19 protein-coding genes are annotated in these 22,507 nt (G+C 61.7%); 11 read left to right on the top strand and 8 right to left on the bottom strand.

What is annotated here, in order from left to right:
• Positions 1-224 precede the first annotated feature (224 nt).
• Positions 225-2,723, top strand: coding sequence for a LuxR C-terminal-related transcriptional regulator (locus AC3ISR_RS23560; RefSeq protein ID WP_463984441.1), 2,499 nt, complete (start codon positions 225-227; stop codon positions 2,721-2,723).
• Here the strand turns inward: AC3ISR_RS23560 and AC3ISR_RS23555 are convergent.
• Positions 2,720-3,595 carry a helix-turn-helix domain-containing protein gene (locus AC3ISR_RS23555; protein ID WP_463984440.1) on the bottom strand — a complete coding sequence of 292 codons (876 nt, stop codon included), beginning with the start codon at positions 3,593-3,595 and terminating at the stop codon, positions 2,720-2,722. The two genes, AC3ISR_RS23560 and AC3ISR_RS23555, sit on opposite strands and share 4 nt — an antisense overlap.
• Before the next feature lie 139 nt (positions 3,596-3,734).
• Here AC3ISR_RS23555 and AC3ISR_RS23550 point away from each other — a divergent pair, with 139 nt between their 5' ends.
• Positions 3,735-4,637, top strand: coding sequence for a DMT family transporter (locus tag AC3ISR_RS23550; RefSeq protein ID WP_192300585.1), 903 nt, complete (start codon positions 3,735-3,737; stop codon positions 4,635-4,637).
• Between the two features lie 121 nt (positions 4,638-4,758).
• Here the strand turns inward: AC3ISR_RS23550 and norR are convergent, their stop codons facing one another.
• Positions 4,759-6,282 carry a nitric oxide reductase transcriptional regulator NorR gene (norR, locus tag AC3ISR_RS23545; protein ID WP_192300584.1) on the bottom strand — a complete coding sequence of 508 codons (1,524 nt, stop codon included), beginning with the start codon at positions 6,280-6,282 and terminating at the stop codon, positions 4,759-4,761.
• A 147-nt stretch (positions 6,283-6,429) separates the two neighbouring features.
• On the opposite strand from norR, the gene hmpA reads away from it, so the two are divergent.
• The 8 genes from hmpA to ptaA all read left to right on the top strand — a co-directional run bounded on the left by hmpA (position 6,430) and on the right by ptaA (position 15,131).
• Positions 6,430-7,611, top strand: a complete 1,182-nt coding sequence (gene hmpA, locus AC3ISR_RS23540) for an NO-inducible flavohemoprotein (RefSeq protein WP_463984439.1) — start codon at positions 6,430-6,432, stop codon at positions 7,609-7,611.
• Positions 7,612-7,762: 151 nt separating this feature from the next.
• Positions 7,763-8,269, top strand: a complete 507-nt coding sequence (locus AC3ISR_RS23535) for a disulfide bond formation protein B (RefSeq protein WP_192300582.1) — start codon at positions 7,763-7,765, stop codon at positions 8,267-8,269.
• A gap of 793 nt (positions 8,270-9,062) precedes the next feature.
• Positions 9,063-10,004: a ubiquinol oxidase subunit II gene (cyoA, locus tag AC3ISR_RS23530; RefSeq protein ID WP_192300581.1), complete on the top strand. Its 942-nt coding sequence runs from the start codon at positions 9,063-9,065 to the stop codon at positions 10,002-10,004.
• Positions 10,005-10,007: 3 nt separating this feature from the next.
• A complete protein-coding gene (cyoB, locus tag AC3ISR_RS23525) occupies positions 10,008-12,026 on the top strand; it encodes a cytochrome o ubiquinol oxidase subunit I (protein WP_192300580.1) in 2,019 nt (672 codons plus the stop codon).
• 3 nt (positions 12,027-12,029) lie between these two features.
• On the top strand, positions 12,030-12,656 hold the full coding sequence (locus AC3ISR_RS23520; RefSeq protein WP_060754365.1) for a cytochrome o ubiquinol oxidase subunit III: 627 nt from the start codon (positions 12,030-12,032) through the stop codon (positions 12,654-12,656).
• The gene (cyoD, locus tag AC3ISR_RS23515) at positions 12,656-12,991 is read left to right on the top strand and encodes a cytochrome o ubiquinol oxidase subunit IV (RefSeq protein ID WP_003176003.1); all 336 of its coding nucleotides are present in this window, start codon (positions 12,656-12,658) and stop codon (positions 12,989-12,991) included. Before AC3ISR_RS23520 ends, cyoD begins: the two co-directional genes overlap by 1 nt.
• Positions 12,992-13,002: 11 nt before the next feature.
• Positions 13,003-13,890, top strand: coding sequence for a heme o synthase (cyoE, locus tag AC3ISR_RS23510; protein ID WP_034100500.1), 888 nt, complete (start codon positions 13,003-13,005; stop codon positions 13,888-13,890).
• A gap of 146 nt (positions 13,891-14,036) precedes the next feature.
• Positions 14,037-15,131 (top strand): pyoverdine biosynthesis transaminase PtaA, encoded by a 1,095-nt coding sequence (ptaA, locus tag AC3ISR_RS23505; RefSeq protein WP_463984438.1) that lies wholly within the window; start codon positions 14,037-14,039, stop codon positions 15,129-15,131.
• 69 nt (positions 15,132-15,200) lie between these two features.
• Here ptaA and AC3ISR_RS23500 read toward each other — a convergent pair whose 3' ends face one another.
• Positions 15,201-15,905 carry a hypothetical protein gene (locus tag AC3ISR_RS23500; protein WP_192300578.1) on the bottom strand — a complete coding sequence of 235 codons (705 nt, stop codon included), beginning with the start codon at positions 15,903-15,905 and terminating at the stop codon, positions 15,201-15,203.
• A gap of 217 nt (positions 15,906-16,122) precedes the next feature.
• On the opposite strand from AC3ISR_RS23500, the gene AC3ISR_RS23495 reads away from it, so the two are divergent.
• Entirely contained in the window at positions 16,123-18,147 is a 2,025-nt protein-coding gene (locus tag AC3ISR_RS23495; protein ID WP_463984437.1) for a c-type cytochrome, read from the top strand.
• 42 nt (positions 18,148-18,189) lie between these two features.
• Here AC3ISR_RS23495 and AC3ISR_RS23490 read toward each other — a convergent pair whose 3' ends face one another.
• The 5 genes from AC3ISR_RS23490 to AC3ISR_RS23470 form a co-directional block, all read right to left on the bottom strand.
• Positions 18,190-18,363, bottom strand: coding sequence for a hypothetical protein (locus tag AC3ISR_RS23490; RefSeq protein ID WP_225595684.1), 174 nt, complete (start codon positions 18,361-18,363; stop codon positions 18,190-18,192).
• Between the two features lie 78 nt (positions 18,364-18,441).
• Positions 18,442-19,515 carry a hypothetical protein gene (locus tag AC3ISR_RS23485; protein ID WP_463984436.1) on the bottom strand — a complete coding sequence of 358 codons (1,074 nt, stop codon included), beginning with the start codon at positions 19,513-19,515 and terminating at the stop codon, positions 18,442-18,444.
• 55 nt (positions 19,516-19,570) lie between these two features.
• Positions 19,571-20,929, bottom strand: coding sequence for a hypothetical protein (locus AC3ISR_RS23480; protein WP_192300574.1), 1,359 nt, complete (start codon positions 20,927-20,929; stop codon positions 19,571-19,573).
• Positions 20,930-21,132: 203 nt separating this feature from the next.
• The gene (locus tag AC3ISR_RS23475) at positions 21,133-21,777 is read right to left on the bottom strand and encodes a response regulator transcription factor (protein WP_318652611.1); all 645 of its coding nucleotides are present in this window, start codon (positions 21,775-21,777) and stop codon (positions 21,133-21,135) included.
• On the bottom strand, positions 21,774-22,499 hold the full coding sequence (locus AC3ISR_RS23470; RefSeq protein WP_463984435.1) for a sensor histidine kinase: 726 nt from the start codon (positions 22,497-22,499) through the stop codon (positions 21,774-21,776). Before AC3ISR_RS23470 ends, AC3ISR_RS23475 begins: the two co-directional genes overlap by 4 nt.
• Positions 22,500-22,507: the final 8 nt, after the last annotated feature.

The following is a 22,507-nucleotide window of genomic DNA, read 5'->3' as shown; positions in this document are numbered from 1 at the left end:
CGGGCTTGCTCGCGAATGCAGTGTGTCAGTCAAAGATGCTTCGACTGATCCACCGCCTTCGCGAGCAAGCCCGCTCCCACACAAGCCCTGCTCCCACATTCGTTTGTGTACACCTTGGGTTTTATGGCCACCAATCACCCCGCTGAATACTTCTTCAACAACCGCCAACCACAGGACTAGGGTACGCATCAGGTTGCATAACAATAAAAAAGCAGGATGCAGCAATGACCGCCATGACACGCTGCCTGGACCGTCCTGGATTCATGCCCCGGCTGTCCGCCCACCATCTGCTGCGCCCGCGCCTGGCCGAGCCTTTGCTGGCGGCGCAGGCACGGGTCAGGTTGCTCTGCGCCCCCGGTGGCAGTGGCAAGAGCGCCTTGCTCGCCGAGTGCGCGTTGCAGGCACCGGCCGCTTGCCAGGTGTATTGGCTGCCGCTCAATGGCGTCACCCTCAGCCCGCTGGAGTTGTGCCAGCGCCTGGCCCTGAACCTGGGCCTGCCGTTTACCGATGAAGCCACGTTGCTGCTCGACCTTGGTCGCTGGCAGGCCCCGGCGTGGCTGTTTCTCGATGATTTCTGCCGCCAGCCTGCGCCCGCACTGGACGCACTGCTCGACCGCCTGCTCAGCGCCGCCAGCCCGGCGTTGACCTGGTGGCTGGGCGCTCGCCGCCGGCCCCTCTGCAACTGGCCGCGCCTGTTGCTCGATGACGAACTGCTGGAATGCAGCGGCAGCGAACTGGCCTTCAGCGCTGCAGACATCCAGGCGCTGGCGCCGGGGCACGAGGTCGACCGCATCCTGCAGTTCAGCGGCGGCTGGTGCGCGGGCGTGCGGATCGCCCTGCTCGGCGACGGGCACCCGGACAAAACCCTGCTCGACTACCTGCAACACGAACTGTTCAGCAGCTTGCCGCCGGAACTGGCCGAGGCCTGGCGCGTGCTTGCCCATCTGCCGCGTTTCAACCCCGGCTTGTGCGAGCACCTGTTCGGCGCCGGCGACGGCGATCAGTACCTGCGCGACTTGCAGGCCCTCGGCGCCTTTATCCAGCCGTGGGAAGATGCCGCCGACTGGCTGCAGGTGTTCCCGCCGCTCGCGCAACTGCTGCGCGACGAGCCCTGGCCGGCCAAGCGCTCCTGGCATCGGCGTGCCTGCCAATGGTTCACCGCCGAGGGGGATTGGCAGGCGGCGTTCGAGCAGGCGTTGCTGGCGGAGGAATATGAGATCGCGGTCAGCCTGTTGCAGCACTTCAGTTTCGAGGACCTGTTCCGCCAGCAAAACGCCGTGCTGCTGTTGCGCCTGCACGAGCAGCATGGCGATGAGCTGATGCTCGGCTCGGCGCAACTGGTGGGGTTGGTCACGGCGGCCTTGTTGTTCGCCGGGCGCTTCGAACAGGCGGCGTTGTGCATCGATCAACTGGCGCGTTTCGCGCCGCAACCCAGCGCGGCGCAACAGTGCTATCTGCTGGCGCGCTGGCAGGCGCAATGGGGCTGGTTGCTGCATTTGCGTGGGGATGCCGAGCGTTCCCGCGAACATTTTCTTGAAGCGCTGCAAGCTTTGCCCGACAGCGCCTGGACCTCGCGCCTGATGTGCTTGTCGGGGCTGACCCAGCAAGCCTTGCTGCGCGGCGAACTGGAAGTGGCGCAAGCCTTGAGCCGCGAAGCGTTGTGCCTGGCCCGTGCCCACGGGTCATTGGTGTTGGAGGCGTTGCTGGAGTTGGACCACGCTCAATTGCTGGAACAGCGCGGCGCGCCGTACCGGGCGCAGAGCCTGTTGGAAAATGTCCAGGCGATGTTGCTCAAGCAGCGTCTCAAGGCCGGGCCGCTGGTCGGGCGCATCGCCTTGCGCCGTGGGCACCTGGCCTTGCGCCAAGGCCAGGATGCGCTGGCCGCCGAGTGTTTCGATGCCGGCTTGAAGATGTGTCTGCACAGCCAGGACAAGCGCGTGCTCTATGGTTTTCTCGGCCTGGCGTTGCTGGCGGCCAACCGTGGCGATTACGCCCAGGCCTTTGTGCAACTGCGCGAGGCCGAGCGGCTGATGCAGCAGCGTCAGGTGCCGGATTCGGTGTATCGCGCGGTGTTGCTGTTGGTCAGTGGGCACTTCTGGTTGCAACAGGGCCGTGCCGAGTTGACGCTCGAAGCGGTGCGGCGGGTGCTGCGTCACTTCCGCGGGCCACAGGCCAAGCAGGCTCCGCCGGCGACGTTGGAGTTGATACCGCGCCTGGAATACCTGTTGGTGCTGGCCGAAGTGAAACTGGGCTGTGCCGAGCAACCGTTGGAGCGCTTGCACGCCTTGCTGGCGACTATCCAGCAGCGCGGCATGTTGTGCCTGGAAACCGAACTGCACCTGGTGCTCGGCGAGGTGGCCTGGCAACTCGGCGACTCGACCCTGGCGCGGCGGTCGTTGCAGGCCGGGTTGGAGCTGGCCGCACGTTGCCAGGTGCAGCAGGCCATTCGTGAGCTGCGTTTGCGCTCGCCCGGGTTGTTGAGTGAGGTGGGGCTTGAAGCGCAGGTGTCGCCCGCCGGTGCGGCGGACAATCCCCTGAGCCAGCGCGAACTGGAAGTGCTGCAATTGATCGCCCTGGGTAGCTCCAACCTGGAAATCGCCGACCGTTTGTTTATCTCCCTGCACACGGTCAAGACCCATGCACGGCGCATCCACAGCAAGCTTGGCGTGGAGCGGCGCACGCAAGCGGTGGCCAAGGCGAAGACGTTGGGCCTGATGGTCTAGGCGCTGAACGCCTGGCGGTATTCGCCGGGCGTGGCGCCCATGGCCTGGCGGAAGCGGTGGGTGAAGTGGCTGGCGCTGGAAAAACCGCACATCAGGGCGATCTCACCCAGGGGCAGGGCGCTGCTGCGCAGCAGTGCCTGGGCGCGGGTCAAGCGCCGCGCCAGCAGGTATTGGTGCGGCGGCAGGCCGAAGCTTTGGCGGAACATTCGCGCGAAGTGGTATTCCGACAGCGCGCACAGCCCGGCGAGTTGCCCGAGGCTGATGGGGTCTTCCAGGTGCTGATCGATGTAGTCCACCAATAGCCTGCGCTGGTACGCCGCCAGCCCGCCTTTCAAGCGCAACCCATCGCGCGCGCCGACCTGGCTGAGCAGGGTGTGGCTGAGCATTTCGTGGGCCAGGCTGCTGGTCAGCAGGCGTTCGGCCGGTTCGTGCCAGTTGAGGGCGATCAACTGGTGGAAGCGCCGGGCCTGGTTGGCATCTTCCAGGAAGGTGCTTTCGCGCAGTTGCAACGCGCGCGGTTCGCGGTCGAGCAGGGTGACGCAGCCGAGGGCAAATTGCTCCGGGCTGAAATACACGTGGGCCAGGCGGATCTCGCCGTTGATCACCCAGGCCGACTGATGCTCGGCCGGCAGGATGCACAGCTTGTCGGGCCCGCCCTTGGTGCCCGGCTGATCGCGGCGAAACGTGCCGGTGCCGCCACCGACGTAGCAGGACAAGGTGTGATGGCTCGGTGCCTGATAATCCTGGGAATCGTGATGGTTGCTCCACAAGGCCGCAGACAAGCCGTCACCGAGCTCGGCGCAGGCTTCGAGGCGTGCGTTGGGCGAGCGGTTAAGGGCTTGGAAGACTTGCAGGGATTGCAGATCAGGCATGGCGAGCACTCTGTGGACGCCTTGCATCCTACTCCGCGCTGATGACGCTGTGATCCCACCGCCCGACAAAAGCGCAAGAATCTGCAAGCGGTTTGCTCGGGCCGGGGGCGACACTGGGGCTCAATCGATGGAGCCTGTCATGAACCTTTTCCTGTACTTACTCACCGTGCTGATCTGGGGCACCACCTGGATCGCCCTTAAATGGCAGCTGGGCGTGGTGGCGATCCCGGTGTCCATCGTCTATCGCTTCGGTCTCGCGGCGCTGGTGCTGTTTGCGTTGTTGCTGCTCAGCCGCCGGTTGCAGGTGATGAACCGGCGCGGGCATCTGATCTGCCTGGCCCAGGGCTTGTGCCTGTTCTGCGTGAACTTCATGTGCTTCCTGACGGCCAGCCAGTGGATTCCCAGCGGGCTGGTGGCCGTGGTGTTTTCCACGGCGACCTTGTGGAACGCGCTGAACGCCCGGGTGTTTTTCGGCCAGCGCGTGGCGCGCAATGTGTTGATGGGCGGCGGCCTGGGTCTGCTGGGGTTGGGCTTTCTGTTCTGGCCGGAGCTGGTCGGGCACACCGCCAGCCCGCAGACCCTGCTTGGCCTGGGCTTGGCGCTGCTCGGGACGATGTGTTTCTCGGCGGGCAACATGCTGTCGAGCCTGCAACAGAAAGCCGGGCTCAAGCCGCTGACCACCAATGCCTGGGGCATGGCGTATGGTTCGGCGATGTTGGCGACCTATTGCGCGGTGCGCGGGATTGCGTTCGAGATGGACTGGAGCGCGCGGTATATCGGCGCATTGTGGTACCTGGTGATCCCGGGCTCGGTGATCGGGTTTACCGCGTACCTGACCCTGGTCGGACGCATGGGGCCGGAGCGGGCGGCGTACTGCACGGTGCTGTTCCCGGTGGTGGCGTTGAATGTGTCGGCGTTTGCCGAGGGCTATCAATGGACCGGGGCGGCGCTGGTGGGGTTGGTGCTGGTGATGTTGGGGAATGTGTTGGTGTTCAGAAAACCCAAGCCCGTTACCCCCATCCTCAAGGCGCAGCAAATCTGATGTGGGGGCTTGTGTGGGAGCGGGCTTGCTCGCGAAGGCGGTGGGTCAGTCAACGGATTTAGCGACTGACACTCCGCCTTCGCGAGCAAGCCCGCTCCCACATTTGACCGAGTTGACCGGGTTATTTGAGACCGAGGCGCTTGGCCATGCGCCCCAGGTTGGCGCGGTCCAACCCCAGCTCACGGGCCGCACTGGCCCAATTGTGATCGTGACGCTCCAGGCAGGCGCTGATGATCTGGCGTTGAAAGTGCTCGGTGGCCTGGCGCAGGTCGCCCGTGACCATGGGGATCGCGTCGTCTGGGGCTTCGATGGCCGGCGCGCTGACGTCAGGCAAGTCCAGGTCCTGGGCGCTCAGGCTGAGAATCTTCGGCCGCTCGCGGCAGTTGCCCAGGGCTTTGAGCGCGCTGCGGCCGATCAAGTGTTCCAACTCTCGCACATTGCCCGGCCAGTTATAGGCCAGCAGCGCCGCCTGGGCATCGCTGCTCAGGCGCAGGCTGCCCAGGCCCATGCGCGAGCGGTTCTGCTCCAGGAAGAAACCCGCCAGCAGCAACACATCGCGCCCGCGCTCGCGCAGGGCCGGGACTTGCAGCGGGTACACGCTGAGGCGGTGGTAGAAGTCGGCGCGGTAGCGGCCGTTGCGCACTTCTTCGGCGAGGTCGCGGTTGGTGGCGGCGATCAGGCGCACGTCGACCTGATGTTCCTTGTCCGAGCCCAGTCGCTGCAACTGGCCGCTTTGCAGCACGCGCAGCAGTTTGGCCTGCACGCTCAGGGACAGTTCGCCGACTTCATCGAGGAACAGCGTGCCGCCATTGGCCAGTTCGAACTTGCCGCGTCGCTCATTCAGCGCGCCGGTAAAGGCGCCGCGCACATGGCCGAACAGCTCGCTTTCCACCAGGGTTTCCGGCAGGGCGGCGCAGTTGAGGCTGATCAGCGGTTTGTCGGCACGGGCTGACGCGGCGTGGATCGCCTGGGCCACCAACTCCTTGCCCACCCCGGTTTCGCCGGTGATCAGAACGGTGAGGTCGCTGCCGCCCACCAGCTTGATCTCTTCCACCAGGCGCTTGTGGGGTTTGCTCTGGCCGATCATTTCCTTGTGCTGCTGGCCGCTGGCCTCGCGATAGATTTCGGCGCGCAGGGTCAGGCGTTCGATACGTTCGGCGACGTTGACGGTCGCGGCCGCGAGGCTGGCGAAGGCTTGCAGGGCGTCGAGTTCGACCCGTTCGAAACGCTCGGTGTCGAGGGCGTCCAGGGTCAGCAGGCCCCATGGCCTGTCGTCGACAAACAGCGGGCAGCCCATGCAGTCGTGGACTTCCAGCTGCCCGTGTATGCCAGCGACGAGACCGTCGTAGGGGTCGGGCAATTCGCTGTCGCTGTCAAAGCGCGTCGGGCCGGGGCTGGCGAGCAATACGGCGAAGCGCGGGTGTTCACTGACCTTGAAGCGCCGCCCGAGGGTATCGGGGCTCAAGCCATCCACCGCCAGTGGTACCAGCCATTCACCGTCCAGGCGCAACAACGCGGCGGCATCACACGGCAGCAGGGCACGCATGGCTTGCAACAGGCGGCGGTAGCGCTCGCCTTCGGGCAGTTCACGGGACAGGTCGGCGACCAGGGGCAGCAGGGTGGTGAGCAGCGATTGTGCAGTCATAATGACTCCTTGTAGTCCTTATGACTATAAGGTGTAGGAAGTCATACTGACTACATATTGTTCAAGTTATTGAAATATAAGAATTTATAAGTTGGCACGAATACTGAGTAGGTAAAGGCAATCAGTAAAAAGACCCAGGAGTCTGCCATGCTTAGTGCCCAAGACCGTGCCATCGTCAAATCTACTGTGCCCCTGCTGGAAAGCGGTGGCGAAGCGCTGATCACCCATTTCTATCGCATGATGCTCTCCGAGTACCCTGAGGTGCGCCCGCTGTTCAACCAGGCTCACCAAGCCAGTGGCGACCAGCCGCGCGCCCTGGCCAACGGCGTGCTGATGTATGCGCGGCACATTGACCAGTTGGACCAACTGGGTGACCTGGTGGCGAAGATCATCAACAAGCACGTGGCCTTGCAGATCCTGCCGGAGCATTACCCGATCGTGGGGGCCTGCCTGCTGCGGGCGATTTCCGAAGTGCTGGGCAGCGAGATCGCCACCCCTGAAGTGATGAATGCCTGGGGCGCGGCCTACGGCCAACTGGCGGATATTCTGATCGGTGCCGAAAGCGCCATCTACGCTGAAAAAGCCCAGGCCCCAGGCGGTTGGCGCGGTGCGCGGGCGTTCACGCTGGTCAAGCGTGTGGAAGAAAGCGCCGAGATCACGTCCTTCTACTTTGCACCTGTGGATAACGGCCCGATCCTCGCGGCTGCGCCCGGCCAGTACATCGGCATGAAGTTGGTGCTGGACGGCGAAGAAGTGCGCCGCAACTATTCCCTGTCGGCCCTGAGCGATGCCGGCCAGTACCGCATCAGCGTCAAGCGCGAAGCCGGTGGGCGGGTGTCCAACTACCTGCATGATCAACTGCAGGTTGGCGCGACCATCGATCTGTTCCCGCCGGCGGGCGAGTTCACCTTGGTGGCCAGTGATAAACCGCTGGTGCTGATCAGCGGCGGGGTGGGTATCACACCGACCCTGCCAATGCTCGAAGCCGCGCTGGCGACCGAGCGCCCGGTGCACTTTATCCACTGCGCGCGCAATGGCGGGGTGCATGCGTTCCGCGATTGGGTGGATGCCCTGGCGGCCAAGCACCCGCAACTCAAGCGCTTCTATTGCTACGCCGAGGATGACGGGGTGAGCGCGGCGGCAGACAAGGTGGGCTTGTTGAGCCAGGCGCAACTGGCGGCGTGGTTGCCCGAGCAGCGTGATGTGGATGCGTATTTCCTCGGGCCCAAGGGCTTCATGGCGGCGGTCAAGCGTCACCTCAAGGCGTTGGGGGTTCCAGAGAAACAAAGCCGGTATGAGTTCTTCGGTCCGGCTGCGGCATTGGAGTAACACGCTGTCCGAATTGTGGGAGCGGGCAAGCCTGCTCCCACATGGGGTCGCTATTGCGACTGATTAATCTCCTGTTAACCCCTTTCTGTTTAAACCTCTCTCTGTGTGTAAACTTGCGGCCATTGGCATGACCAGACAAAGGGAAACAGAGATGAGTGACGAATTGCGTTTAGGCAGGGAGCGGCGCTTTCTGGTGTTGCTGGGCATCATCTGCCTGGCGCTGATCGGTGGTGCACTTTATATGCAGGTCGTGCTGGGCGAGGCGCCGTGCCCGCTGTGCATCCTGCAACGCTATGCGCTGCTGCTGATTGCGGTCTTCGCCTTCCTCGGCGCGGCCATGCGCCGCAAAGGCGCGGTGACGCTGTTCGAAGGCCTGGTGGTGCTCAGCGCCCTCGGCGGCGTGGCAGCAGCCGGCCATCATGTGTACACCCAGTTCTTCCCCCAGGTCAGTTGCGGCATCGATGTGCTGCAACCGATCGTCGACGACCTGCCCCTGGCCAAGGTGTTCCCCCTGGGCTTCCAGGTCGACGGTTTCTGCAGCACGCCGTATCCGCCGATACTGGGCCTGTCCCTGGCGCAATGGGCGCTGGTGGCGTTCGTGCTGACGGTGATCCTGGTGCCGCTGGGTATTTACCGTAACCGCCAACGCCGCACCTGAGTGTTGACTGAAACGCCCCGGTCCTCCTTGAGGGAAGTCCGGGGCGTTTTTGTTTGTAGGGTTTTGTGAACAGAGGGTGACACGGGACAATTCCGGGTGCGCGCAGCGTGCGACATGTTGTCACACGGAAGCTGCCGCAGGACATTTCCGACTCGCTCATTGCCTCGTTAAATTTGCCTAAAACGCGCAAATTGTGCTGTCAGTTCGTGGTTTGGACGAGGCGGCGCAGCTCACGCCGCCCGTGCCTTTGAGTGATGTCCGAATGCCTTGTTTTCTGGGGGGTTGGGTACGTTTAGCGTGCCCTTACACTGGGTAAGGGCTGTGACGTTTTGTGCAATAACACGGCAATTTTTGTGGTTTTTGTTGAGAATCGAACACGATAAGATCGCGAACCTTTGCGGTTTTGGTGAAGGATTGTTGCTGTAATCGATAAAAATTATTTCTTTATAAGACATGGTTTATACATCGCTAGCTAACTACAATCGCCCGCACTGAATGTCCGGTGCTGTTCAATATTTGAGCACTGGAGCGGTCGAGGGGCAGATGGATGGCTCTGTGCGACCCCAAGGTTCCGGCAGCCTTTCAACTATCCGCACCAAATGGAATTGGTCTGTAACAAGGCCTTTAACCACGAAATCGAATAAGAACTCACCGCAGGTCCGCGAAACGCGCCGTTAAATGGCGTGATGGGCAGGCTCTTATTCAATCGAAGAGAAATGCCAACCCTTGGCAGGGTGAAGTGTTGGCGATCAAAACCCAACTGCATTGCGCAAGCTGCTTTAGAGGTCGTGAGATGAGTAAAAACAGGTACCCCCGATTACTAGGCTTTTTGCCGCTGCTTGGCATGATGTTAATGCTGGGAGGCTGCAAGTGGACCTTGCTCGACCCGAAAGGACAGGTCGGCCTGGATGAACGAAACCTGATCATCACCGCCACCCTGCTGATGCTGCTGGTCGTGGTCCCTGTGATCATCATGACCTTCGCGTTCGCCTGGAAATATCGCGCGTCGAACACCAGCGCGACCTACGCGCCGAAGTGGTCGCACTCCACCAAGATCGAAATCGCGGTGTGGCTGGTCCCGATCCTCATCATCATTGCCCTGGGTTATGTGACCTACAAGTCCACCCACGCTCTGGACCCGTACCGTCCGCTGGAATCCGACGTCAAGCCGATCAACATCGAAGTCGTCGCGCTGGACTGGAAGTGGCTGTTCATCTACCCAGACCTGGGTATCGCCACTGTTAACCAGATCCGCTTCCCGGAACACACTCCGCTGAACTTCAAGATCACCTCCGACGCCGTGATGAACTCGTTCTTCATCCCAGCCCTGGGCGGCCAGATCTACGCGATGGCAGGCATGCAGACCAAGCTGCACCTGATCGCCAACCAGAAAGCTGAAATGGAAGGCATCTCCGCCAACTACAGCGGCGCTGGCTTCACCGGCATGAAATTCAAAGCGATCTCGACAAGCCAGGAAGAATTCGACGCCTGGGTAGCCGAAGTCAAGGCCGCACCTAAACAGCTTGATCAAGCTGAATACGACGCCCTGGCCAAACCAAGCCAGAACAACCCAGTCGCCCTGTACTCCACGTACGAGCCGAACCTGTTTCAGAAAATCGTCGACAAGTACGAAGGTATGAAGCCAGGCAAGCCGGTCAAGCACGAGAAGAAAGAAGTGGCCGCGGTTGAAGGTTCTGACACGGGCTCGCATTCAACTGCTGGGGCAGAGGAGTAAACGATGTTTGGTAAATTAAGTTGGGATGCGATCCCGTTCCACGAGCCGATTGTGATGATTACCATCGCCATGATCGCGCTGGGTGGTCTGGCGCTGTTCGCGGCAATCACTTATTTCAAGAAGTGGACCTACCTGTGGACCGAGTGGCTGACTTCGGTTGACCACAAGAAAATCGGCGTCATGTACATCATCGTGGCCATGGTCATGCTGCTGCGTGGTTTTGCCGACGCCATCATGATGCGTACCCAGTTGGCCATGGCCACCGAGGGTTCGCCTGGCTACCTGCCACCTGAACACTATGACCAGATCTTCACCGCCCACGGTGTGATCATGATCATCTTCATGGCGATGCCATTCTTCACCGGCCTGATGAACCTTGCAGTGCCGCTGCAGATCGGCGCGCGTGACGTTGCCTACCCGTTCCTGAACTCCCTGAGCTTCTGGCTGCTGGTTTCCGGCGTGGTGCTGATCAACGTATCCCTGGGCGTCGGCGAATTCGCCAAGACCGGTTGGGTTGCGTATCCGCCGCTGTCGGGCATTCAGTACAGCCCTGGCGTGGGTGTGGACTACTACATCTGGGCCCTACAGTTATCAGGACTCGGGACGACGCTGACGGGGGTCAACTTCCTGGCCACCGTGCTGAAAATGCGCGCCCCTGGCATGAAACTGATGGACATGCCGATCTTCACCTGGACCTGCACCTGGGCCAACGTCCTGATCGTGGCTTCGTTCCCGATCCTGGCCGCCACCATGGCGCTGCTGTCGCTTGACCGTTACCTGGATTTCCACATTTTCACCAATGAACTTGGTGGCAATCCAATGATGTACGTGAACCTGTTCTGGGCATGGGGTCACCCTGAGGTGTACATCCTGATCCTGCCAGCGTTCGGTATCTTCTCCGAAGTGATCTCGACCTTTACCGGCAAGCGCCTGTTCGGTCACCACTCGATGGTTTACGCATCGGGCGCAATCTCTGTACTGGGCTTCATGGTTTGGCTGCACCACTTCTTCACCATGGGTTCGGGGGCCAGCGTCAACGCCTTCTTCGGCCTGGCGACGATGCTGATTTCCATCCCGACGGGGGTGAAGCTATTCAACTGGCTGTTCACCATCTACCACGGTCGTCTGCGCATGACCAGCCAGGTCCTGTGGACCCTGGGCTTCATGGTGACCTTCGCCATCGGCGGCATGACTGGCGTACTGCTGGCCATCCCGGGTGCTGACTTCGTCCTGCACAACAGCCTGTTCGTGATCGCGCACTTCCATAACGTGATCATCGGTGGTGCGGTATTCGGTTACATCGCTGGCTTCAGCTTCTACTTCCCGAAAGCGTTCGGCTTCAAGCTGCACGAAGGCTGGGGCAAGGCTGCATTCTGGTTCTGGATCTCGGGCTTCTTCGTCGCGTTCATGCCGCTCTACGCGCTGGGCTTCATGGGCATGACCCGTCGTCTGAACGCCACTACCAACCCTGAGTGGGTGCCGTACCTGTACGTCGCCATGTTCGGTGCGGTGATGATCGCTGTGGGTATCGCCTGCCAGCTGATCCAGCTGTACGTGAGTATCCGTGATCGCAAGCAGAACATGTGCGAGTCCGGCGACCCATGGAATGGCCACACCCTGGAATGGTCGACTTCGTCGCCACCACCGTTCTACAACTTCGCCGTGATCCCGACTGCGAACACCATTGATGCGTTCACCGAAGCCAAGGAAGACGGTACTGCGTACCAGAAACCGGCCAAATATGAACCGATCCACATGCCAAGCAACACCGCCACTGGCGTGGTGATGGGTGCGCTGTTGACCGTGTTCGGTTTCGCGATGATCTGGCACATCTGGTGGCTGGCAATCGTGAGCCTGGTTGGCACTATCGGTTACTTCATCGTTCACGCAGCCCGTGACGATCAAGGCTACATGGTGCCGGTCGAAGAGATCGAACGCATCGAAGCCGAGCAGCACGCTCGCCTGGTAGCCGAGAAGAAGATCCCGGCCAACCGTGTTGAAACCTCGTTGGAACAGGCTTAAACCATGTCGAACTTAGTGACCAATGCTGGACACGCCCATGTCGATGACCATGGGCACGATGACCATCACCACGACTCGGGGCCGATGACCGTTTTCGGTTTCTGGCTCTACCTGATGACCGACTGCATCTTGTTTGCGTCGATCTTCGCGGTGTACGCGGTACTGGTAAACAACACTGCCGGTGGCCCGTCGGGCCACGACATCTTCGAACTGCCCTACGTGCTCGGCGAAACCGCCTTGCTGTTGTTCAGTTCGATCACCTACGGCTTCGCCATGTTGGCCTTCTACAAGGGCAACAAGAAAGGCGTACTGAGCTGGTTGGCACTGACCTTCCTGTTCGGCCTGGGCTTCATCGGCATGGAGATCAACGAGTTCCACCTGCTGATCTCCGAAGGTTACGGCCCGCACCGTTCCGGCTTCCTGTCCGCGTTCTTCACGCTGGTAGGCACCCACGGTCTGCACGTATCCGCCGGCCTGCTGTGGATGGCGGTGATGATGTATCAGGTCAATAAACACGGCCTGACCAACACCAACAAGACTCGCCTGAGCTGCCTGAGCCTGTTCTGGCACTTCCTGGACGTGGTCTGGATCTGCGTATTCACCGTTGTCTACCTGATGGGGACTCTGTAATGGCTAATGCACACTCCCATGACAGCCACGATGCAAGCCACGGCAGCGTCAAGTCGTACGCTATCGGCTTCATCCTGTCGGTCATCCTGACCCTGATCCCGTTCGGCCTGGTGATGTACCCGACCCTGCCGAAATCGATCACCTTGATGATCGTGTTGGCATTCGCGGTAATCCAGGTTCTGGTTCACCTGGTGTACTTCCTGCACCTGGACCGTTCCGAGGCCCAGCGTGAGAACGTGATTGCGTTCGTGTTCGCAGGCCTGGTGATCGTTCTGCTGGTTGGTCTGTCGCTGTGGATCATGTTCAGCATCCACACCTACATGATGGCGAAGTGAGGTAAGACCCGATGTCGCTTAAGCACTTTATCCAAATCACCAAACCGGGGATCATTTTCGGTAACGTGCTTTCTGTGGCGGGCGGTTTCTTCCTGGCCTCCAAGGGACATGTCGATCTGGCCATCTTCCTGGCTGCGATGATCGGTACGTCCCTGGTGGTGGCTTCCGGTTGCGTGTTCAACAACTGCATCGACCGTGACATCGACATCAAGATGGAGCGCACCAAGAATCGCGTGCTGGTCCAGGGCCTCATCTCCCTGAAGCTGGCACTGGTCTATGCGACCGTCCTCGGTGTTGCCGGTGTGGCGTTGTTGTACAAGGTGGCCAACCCGCTGGCGGCGCTGTTTGCCGTGATCGGGTTTGTCATCTACGTCGGCCTCTACAGCCTGTACCTCAAGCGCAAGTCGGTGCACGGCACGCTGGTGGGCAGTCTGTCGGGGGCGATGCCGCCGGTGATTGGTTATGTGGCTGTGACCAATAGCTTCGACATGGCCGCGCTGACGCTACTGGTGATGTTCAGCCTGTGGCAGATGCCGCACTCCTACGCCATTGCGATTTTCCGCTTCAATGACTACCTGGCTGCGTCGATTCCGGTTCTGCCGGTCAAGCGTGGCATCCAGGTGGCCAAGAAACACATCCTGCTCTACATCCTGGCCTTCCTCGTGGCGACCTTGATGTTGACCTTCAGTGGCTATGCCGGCATGAGCTACCTTGCCGTCGCCGCCGCCATGGGCATGTACTGGTTGTACATGGCCTGGACCGGCTACAAGGCGGTGGATGACACCGTCTGGGCGCGCAAGTTGTTCGTGTTCTCGATCTTCACCATCACCGCGCTCAGCGTGATGATGTCCCTGGATTTCCAAGTGCCGAAAGAGCTTCTGCTGACCTACGCTCACTGAGTGGTCGCGCAGTGAAAGAGCCCCGCCTTCGAGAGAAGCGCGGGGCTTTTTCTTGGGCGGGCGGTTAAATCGGACCAGGCTTTTCTCGTCTTACCCTCAAGTACGAGCTGTGCGAATCCATCCCCCGCCTTACAAGGAGTTGTCACATGGTCAGCGTTAGTCGTCGGTCCCTTCTCGCCGTGGGCGCAGCCCTGCCGCTGTTGGGGCGTCTGGACTGGGCGGTAGCGGCCCCGAAGCCGGCAAAGTCTGACAAGGTGCGGCTCAACTACAACGAAAGCCCCTACGGCCCCTCGGGCGTTGCGCGTGAGGCGATGCAGCGCGGCATCGCCAGCGCCGGGTTGTACCCCTACGGCCACATGTACGCACTGGCCGGGCTGTTCGCCCAGCAGCAAGGGCTTGCCGAGGACCAGGTGGCGGTGTTTTCCGGCTCCATGGCCGCGCTGCGGTTTGCGGTCCTGGCGTTTACCAGTGAAACCCGCGGGCTGGTGATGGCCACGCCGTCCTATGAAGTCCCGCGCCAGGCGGCCGAATCGCGCAAGGCGCCGGTGAAAGAGGTCGACCTCAACGCCGAACACGCCCACGACGTGCCCGCCATGCTCGCCGCCGACCCCCAGGCCGGCATGCTCTACCTGTGCAACCCCAACAACCCCACCGGCACCATGACCCCCACCGAGGCGATCCGCCACGCACTGGCGAACAAACCCAAGGGCAGCGTGCTGGTGGTGGACGAGGCTTACATCGACTTTTCCGACGCTCCCAGCGTGATCAGTTGGGTCAAGGAACACGATGACCTGCTGGTGCTGCGCACCTTCTCGAAAATCTACGGCATGGCCGGTGCCCGCGTCGGCCTGGCGGTGGGTCACCCGAAGTTGCTGGAACAACTGGCGGTGTTCGGCGGCGACAACGTCCCGGCCGGTTCGGCGTTGCTCGGCGCCAAGGCCAGCCTGGAAGACATCAAGCTACTGCCCCAGCGCAAGGCGCTCAACGCACAACTGCGCGACGAGACCGTGGCATGGTTGAAGGGGCGTGGGTTTACCTGCACGGTGTCCCAGAGCAACTGCTTCATGATCGACGTGAAGCAGCCGGCCGAGCAGGTTATCGAGCGTCTGGCAGAGCAGGGTGTGTTGATCGGGCGGGTGTGGAAGAACTGGCCGCAGTGGGTGCGGGTGACGGTGGGGAACAAGCAGGATATGCAGCGCTTTCGTGAGGCGTTTGCGGCGCAGGATGTGCGGGCTGTCTGACCCCGTATGAAACAGATGTGGGAGCGGGCCTGCTCCCACATTCAGTTCGGCGGTGTCGCTGGCGAGGTGTTATTGCTGGACGATGCTGTAACCGTCAAACGCACGCTGCTGCTGCAACGCGGTGATCACACTCTTGCGGCTCAGCGGTTGCTCAGCGCCGGTGTTGTCCACGAAGCTTTCCACTTCCAGCTCAGCCTCATCCCCTTCACCCACAAAGCTGAAGCCCAGGAATTCAAACGCCTCGCGGTCAACGTTCAGCTTCGAGCGCGGTGTGCGCAATGGCAGGGTGACGCTGATCCCATCCTTGCTGATCACAAACACTTCGGCTTCTTTCTTCGGGCGCGAGGCCTTGCTCTTGCCGGCGCTTGGGTTGCTGATGGCCTGGTGGCTCTGGTTCAGCACCTTCAACGCCAGGCCGTAGACCAGCTCCTGGAACTCGGGGTCGTCCTTGAAGCTGGACAGGATGCGGCTGATGGAGAACTTGCTGCTCAGGTCTTCCAGGGCGATGTTATCGGCGGCCTCGGCGTCCTTGAGTTGCTTGAGCTGGCCCATCAGGTCGTAGGCCTTGTCATCGTCGAAAGCGTCGTGGGCCTGGCGGATCGCCACGCGCAGTTCGCGGATCTGATCGCTTTCCTTGGAGGTGTGAAACGCGTCCAGCACCATTTCGCTGATGATCTTGGCCGCTGGCACATGCTGTGAAAGATTGATGGCGTTTTCGTATTCCGCTTTGGATTGCAAGGCGACTACGGATTCTTCGTGGTGGGAATCAGACATTGAAATTTCACTACTTCAGTAAACGGGAGACAAAAAAGCGTCGCGCATTTTCAAGGCGTGGGGGGATCAGGTCAAGGCAGCACATTGCTCCTGACCCATATCAAAACCCCCTGCCCGCATATCCGTTACAACAACCCTGCCTGATGAACCTATAAAAACGACCACTGACCTGCGCCAAGGGGGCCTCCCCACGCCAGGTGATTAAAGGACTAACACGATGGCGCTTTCTCTTGCACGCCTGGCCATGCTGGGGGCGACGCTGAGCGTGGCGCTTCCCCTGCACGCCAGCGCCCCCGACACCCCACTGATCGAGCATGGCAAGTACGTCGCGCAACTGGGCGACTGCATCGCTTGCCACACCGCCAAGCAAGGCCAAGTGATGGCGGGCGGGCTGGAGCTGAGCACGCCGATGGGCACGATCTTTTCCAGCAATATCACGCCCGACCGTGACACCGGCATCGGCAACTACACCTACGAGCAATTCGACCGGGTCATGCGCGAAGGTGTCACGCCCAGCGGTATGAACCTGTACCCGGCGATGCCATATCCGTCCTACGCCAAGATGAGCGAAGACGATATGCGCGCCTTGTACGCCTACCTGATGCAAGACGTAGCGCCTGTGCAGCGAGCCAACCGTGAAGCCGACATGGGTTTCCCGTTCAACCAGCGCTGGGGCCTGGCGCTGTGGAATTTCGCCTTTCTCGACAAGCGGCCCTTCCAGCCGGACCCGGCGCGGGATGCACAGCTCAACCGCGGCGCCTACCTCGTCCAGGGCCTGGGCCATTGCGGTTCGTGCCACACGCCGCGTGGCATCGCCTTCCAGGAAAAAGCCCTGAGTGATGAAGGCCGCAGTGGCCAGCATTACCTGGCTGGCGAAACCGTAGAGCATTGGCGCGCCCTGAGCCTGCGCAACCTGTGGACCGTGGAAGACACCGTGCAATTGCTCAAGACCGGGCAAAACCGCTTCGCCACGGTCGCCGGCAACATGGCCGATGTGATCCACCACAGCACCCAGCATTTCAGCGATGACGACCTCACGGCCATCGCCCGCTACCTCAAGTCCCTGCCACCGGGCAAAGACGATTTGCCAATGCCGTCCGTGGCCCAGGCACCCGCTGCGCCGCCGGCGGACCTGTTCACCAGCCGTGGCGGCCTGGGTTACATGCAGTTCTGCAGCGACTGCCATCGCAGCGACGGCGCCGGTGTCAAAGGCCTGTTCCCGCCGCTGGCGGGCAATCCGGGCATTGCCTCCAGCAACCCGACGTCACTGCTGCACATCACCCTGACGGGTTGGGAAACCGCGCAAACGGCCGCTCACCCACGGGTCTACACCATGCCCGGCTTCGCCCGCCTGGCCGATCAGGAAATCGCCGAGATCCTCAGCTTTGTGCGCACGAGCTGGGGCAATGGGGGCACGCCCGTCAGCGCGGCGCAGGTCAAAACGCTGCGTGACCAGCTCAACCCGGTGACCACCGATTCAACGGCATTTGAAACCCCGCGCCTGGCCGATCTGCTCGCCGCGCCCAACGCCGACCAAGTGGTGCGTGGCATGCGCCTGCATCTGCAAACCAAGGCATTGTTGCCGGACAACGTCGGCAACGCGCTCAATTGCACCAGTTGCCATCTCAACGCCGGTACCGTGGCGGACGGTTCGCCCTTTGTCGGCGTGTCGGCATTCTTCCCCAGCTACGCACCGCGTGCGGGCAAGGTGGTGAGCCTGGAAGAACGCATCAACGGCTGTTTCCGTCGCTCGATGAACGGCAAGCCATTGCCGCCGCAATCGGCGGATATGCAAGCGATGGTCGCCTACTTCGACTGGATGAAAAACAACACCCGCCCCGCAGACAAAGTCGCCGGGCGCGGCGTGGGCAAGGTCGACCCGGCGATCAAGCCGGACCTGGTCAATGGTCAAGCGGTCTACGCCAAGCAATGTGCGGTGTGCCATGGCGACAACGGCCAGGGCCTGGCGCGCGCCGACGGCGAACTGATCTACCCGCCGCTGTGGGGCGAGCAATCGTTCAATATCGGCGCCGGCATGGCCCGCACCTATACGGCGGCGGCATTCGTCAAACGCAACATGCCGATAGGCTTTCACGAGAAATTTCCGCTGGGGCAGGGTGGTTTGTCCGACCAGGACGCGGTGGATGTCGCGGCGTATTTCTCGGGGCAACCGCGCCCGGACTTCCCGGACAAGGTCAAGGATTGGCCCAATGGCGGCAAGCCCGCCGATGCACGTTATTGATGGGCTGAAAACGGGGAGCCGCCGGGCTCCCCGCGCAGCGGCCTAGGGGTAGGTGACCGCTCCCACCGAGCAGCTTTGCTTGTTGCTTTCATAACTGTTGGCCCGCACCGTCCACGTGCCGCCCTGGGTGGTGCCCAGCCAGATGGCGATGGTGGTGATCAGCGTCGCGTCATGGACGTGCTTGTCCTGGCGCCAGCAGACTTTCAGTTCGGTCATGGTTCCGTCTTGCGTGAATTTTTCCTGGCAATAGCTGGCCATGGTTGGGTTCTCCCTGAGTGGATGGCGGTACAGCGCTTAATGACCCGTGGCGCTTGGGATGCTGATCACCCCGAGCAACACCGGTATGTCGATGTCGGTGGAATCAAGCTCAATATCGAACTGGTCCGAGCCCGCACTCGTCACCGCGCCGGCCTGCACCGAGAACGGGCCGATACGGCTCACATTGCTGGCCAATTGCTGGGCCGATTGCAGGGTGCTGGCGCGCAGTTTCAGGCACGGGCGAAAGCCCAGCACTGCCTTGAGCGGCAGCAGGCCAAGCGGGCCGTCGAGCGCCAGAAAGGGCGGTGCGCCAGCGGGCAGTGGGTAACGGGTGGCGTCGAAGAAGCTCGGGTCGAGCCACGCGGCGGGGCTCAGGCTGAAGGTGCCGAAGGCCTGCATCGACACGCTCAGGCTCAGCGTCGTGGTGTCTTCCAGGGCGGCGAGGCTGGCGGTATCCACTTGGATAAAGGCAGGCGCGCTTTCCGGCACGTTGACGCTGACGGCATCGAGCACTGCCACGGGGGCAACGCGTGCTTGCCACTGTGCAAACGTGGCGCTCCAGTTTTCCAGGGCATAGCCGGGATACAGGTACTGAGGAGCGCCCGCCGCCAGTTGCACCCACATGTTGGTCGCGACCTTCTCCAGCTGCATGGCCAGCCAGCATTGATTGAGTGCCGCGCAAATCTCGGGGACGCTCGGCCCCAGCGTCGCCATCAGGTGTTGATGGGTCTGGGACAGCGGTGTGCTGTTCAGTTGTTGGGCCTGCAAGGGATTGGGCGGCGTCGAGGTGCTCACCAGTTGCCGATACCGATCAAAGTCGACCGGGCTGGCGTTTACGTTCGCCAGAGATACCGGTTGTGCGGCTTCCAGCAAGTAGCTGAGGTAAATCCAGTAAGCGGTGAACACCCCGCTGTGGATCGAATAAGTCCCCGTGGGCACGGGAATGCCATTGCCCAACTGGTAGATGCTGGCGTTGCATATGGCCGGAATCGGGCTACCCAGGTCGGTGTAGGTGTTGAGCGCGGTAATCGAAAACACTTCGCCGGGTGCTACTTGGGCCAGGTTGGCCAAGGTTTGGTCGTATAGCTGCCAAAGCGTTGGGTCTGCCACGCGCGATACTCCTGTGCCATGAGGCCGGGAGCCGCGAAGGCTCCCGGCCGGGCTGTCATTGGCCCAGTTGTTGGCTGACCACACCCAACAGAATCGGCAGGCTGCTGTGGATCGGACCGATGGTCACGGTGGCCGAGGCGTCATCCCAACGGATGTCTTGTTTGCTGCCATAGGCGGACGTAGTCGCCGACCCGATGCGGAACGGGCCGATGCCGATGGACGCGGTGGCCTGGGATTGCCAGCTGCTTTTCACGTTGCTGTAGTCGCTGGCCTTCATTTTCAGTTTCACCGTTGGCTCAAAGCCGACCACCAGTTGCGTCGGCACGGCCGCCAGGGAGCCGTTTTCGCCGAAGAAGGCCGGCGAGCCCGGTTTGAGTTTGTTCTGGAAGGTGTTCACCAGCGAACCGTTATCCCACCAGGCGCCCGGAGCGATGATAAAGCTGCCCAGACCAGTGAAGTCGACGGTCAGCGAGAAGTCGCTGCTTGAGGTGTCGATGCTGGTTTTCTGGCCACTGGCGGAACCGCTGGCGGTGAAGTTGAAAAAATCGCCGAACAGGCTGGCATTCGCCGAAGCACTCCAGCCGGATTGGCTGAAACTGTAACTGGCGGTGCTGGAGCTGACCGAAATCGAGGCCCCGACCTGCCCGGCGACGCTGGCGGCTTGCCAGGCGGCATACGCGGTGGCAAATCCTTGCAGGGTGTAGGACGGAGCAAAGGACGATACCAACGCACTGGCCGGTGGTGGAGTGGTGCCACCGACGACCACCGGCTGTGAACCCGGCGCTGCGATCGACCCGGAGGTCACGGCCATGTTGAACGGGTTTTGCGCGGTGAGGCTCTGCGCACCGTTGATCCCGACCTTGCTGCGTGCTTGCTGCAACGGCACATACCCGGCGCCATACGCCTGCACCATCAACGAATCGAGGGCGTTGGCGGCGCCAAGCAGATTGTTGTTGGCGGTGACGTAGCTTGGGTAGCTTTGTACGACCCACGTCGAGAACGGCACAAACGGTGGAGAGTTGATGGCTTTGTAGTTGACGTACTGCTGGATCGCCTGGGTGGTGACGTTGTTGAACGCGGTTTGCGCGGTGTTCAACGCCGACGTGGCAAGGTTCACCTGGCTGGCCAGGTTCGGGTTGGGGATCGCGCCCAGGTCGATGCAGTCCAGAAACACCGCGTAGCTGGTCAGCAGGCCGCCGGCCGGCGAGTACGACGGGCTGTTGGCGGGCACCACATCGCCCAGGCCGTGGATGTAGTAATTGACGATCGTCGGGTCGACGTTGCCCAGGTCGACGTTCAGCGTGGTGGAACCCGCGCTGAAGCGCTGACCGCCGCCCAGCCCACCGCTCAGTGCTTGATTTTGTACAGCCCCCATCCATTTTGCCCACAGGTCCAGCGTATCAACGTTAGCCATGACATTAAGCTCCAAATCGGTTGAGTAAACCGAGCACCGGGCAACCGCCGCGGTCTCCGAAGGCCATCAATGCAAAAGGTGAAGGGCACTGATAGCCGGAGGCCATATTCGTCATCGCGGGCGTTCGAGGCACTGTGCCGGATGCTGATTTACGTGTTCCGCAATACTGATTTTCGGATCGGTACAAGTACCGATGCCCGCCGTCAGACCAGGCCTTCGCGCAGCGCATAACGGGTCAATTGGGCGATGCCTTTGACGTTGAGCTTGCTCATGATGTGCTCGCGGTGGGTGCTCACGGTCTTGCTGCTGATGTGCATGCGTTCGGCAATCGCCCGCGTGGTGCAGCCTTCCACCAGCAACTGCAGGATCTGTTTTTCGCGCGGGCTCAAGGGGGCTCCGGCGACCCCGGTGCGTTGGCTGGGGTGTTGATGGGCGACCATCTCGGTGGCCACCTCCGGTGACAGGTAGATGCGCCCGCCGGCCACACTGCGCAAGGCCTTGAGCAGTTCTTCGGCGGCGCAGTCCTTGAGCAGGTAACCGCAGGCCCCCGACTCCAGCGCCAGGGCAATCTTGCGCAGTTCACCATGGGCGGAAACGCACAGACAACGCACGGCGGGGTAGGCCTGGCGGGCGCGAAGCAACGTGTCGATACCGTTGAGCAGCGGCATCTCCATATCCAGCACCACCAACTCGGGGCGCAGCAGGTCAATCTGCGACAACGCCTGCAGGCCATTTTCTGCCTGGCCGACGACGTGCATGTCCGCCTCGGCGGCGAGCAAGGCGGCCAGGCCCTGGCGAAACAGTTGGTGATCGTCAACCAGCAGCACCCGCAATGGGGCGCCGCTCACGGCGCAGGTACCCTGAAACGCCGGTGGTGTGCAGGGGCCATTGGGATCACCACACGGGCACATGTGCCAAAGCCAGGGCGCGAGTCGATCATTAGCCTGGCACCGACCGCTTCCAGGCGTTGGCGGATGCTCGCCAAGCCGCGGGAGGGGTCTATCAGCGTCGGGTCAAAGCCACGGCCACAATCGGCCAGCACCACTTCAACGCAGCGCTGAAGGCACGAAGAACTCAGGAACGCCTGGCTCGCCTCGCTGTGTTTGCGCAGGTTGGCCAGCAACTCATGGACGGCACGCAACACGGCGGCCATCAGCGGTGGCGCAAGCGGCAGGCGTGGCCCCTGAAGGTTGAGCAGAATCGATGGCGAACCGGTGAAGCGCTGGTGCATTTCGCGCACGCTGGTACGCAGCGCATCATCCAGGCGCAAGCCGCCCGCGGGGGGGCGCACGAGGCCGTCGATCACGTGGCGCAGTTGTTGGCTCACGTCACGAATCAGGCGCCGTATGTCCTCGATCATCGGTCGGATATGGGCGCTGCCCTCGTGGCGATTCAACTCCGCCAGGCGCAGTTGCGCCCATGCCAGGGTTTGCAGCGGTTGGTCGTGCAGCTCGTGGGAAATGCGTCGGCGCTCTTGTTCAAGCTGCGACAGTTCAAGCACAGGCGTTGCTGGCGAGGCGTGCGGGGCAAAGGTCTGTGGCCCGGCACGCAGGGTTTTTTGACGTGACATTCCTTGTC

The organism is Pseudomonas sp. GL_117, from assembly GCF_057835125.1.
The sequence above is the reverse complement of the archived record's forward strand: the minus strand, read 5'-3'. Positions and strand labels throughout refer to the sequence as shown.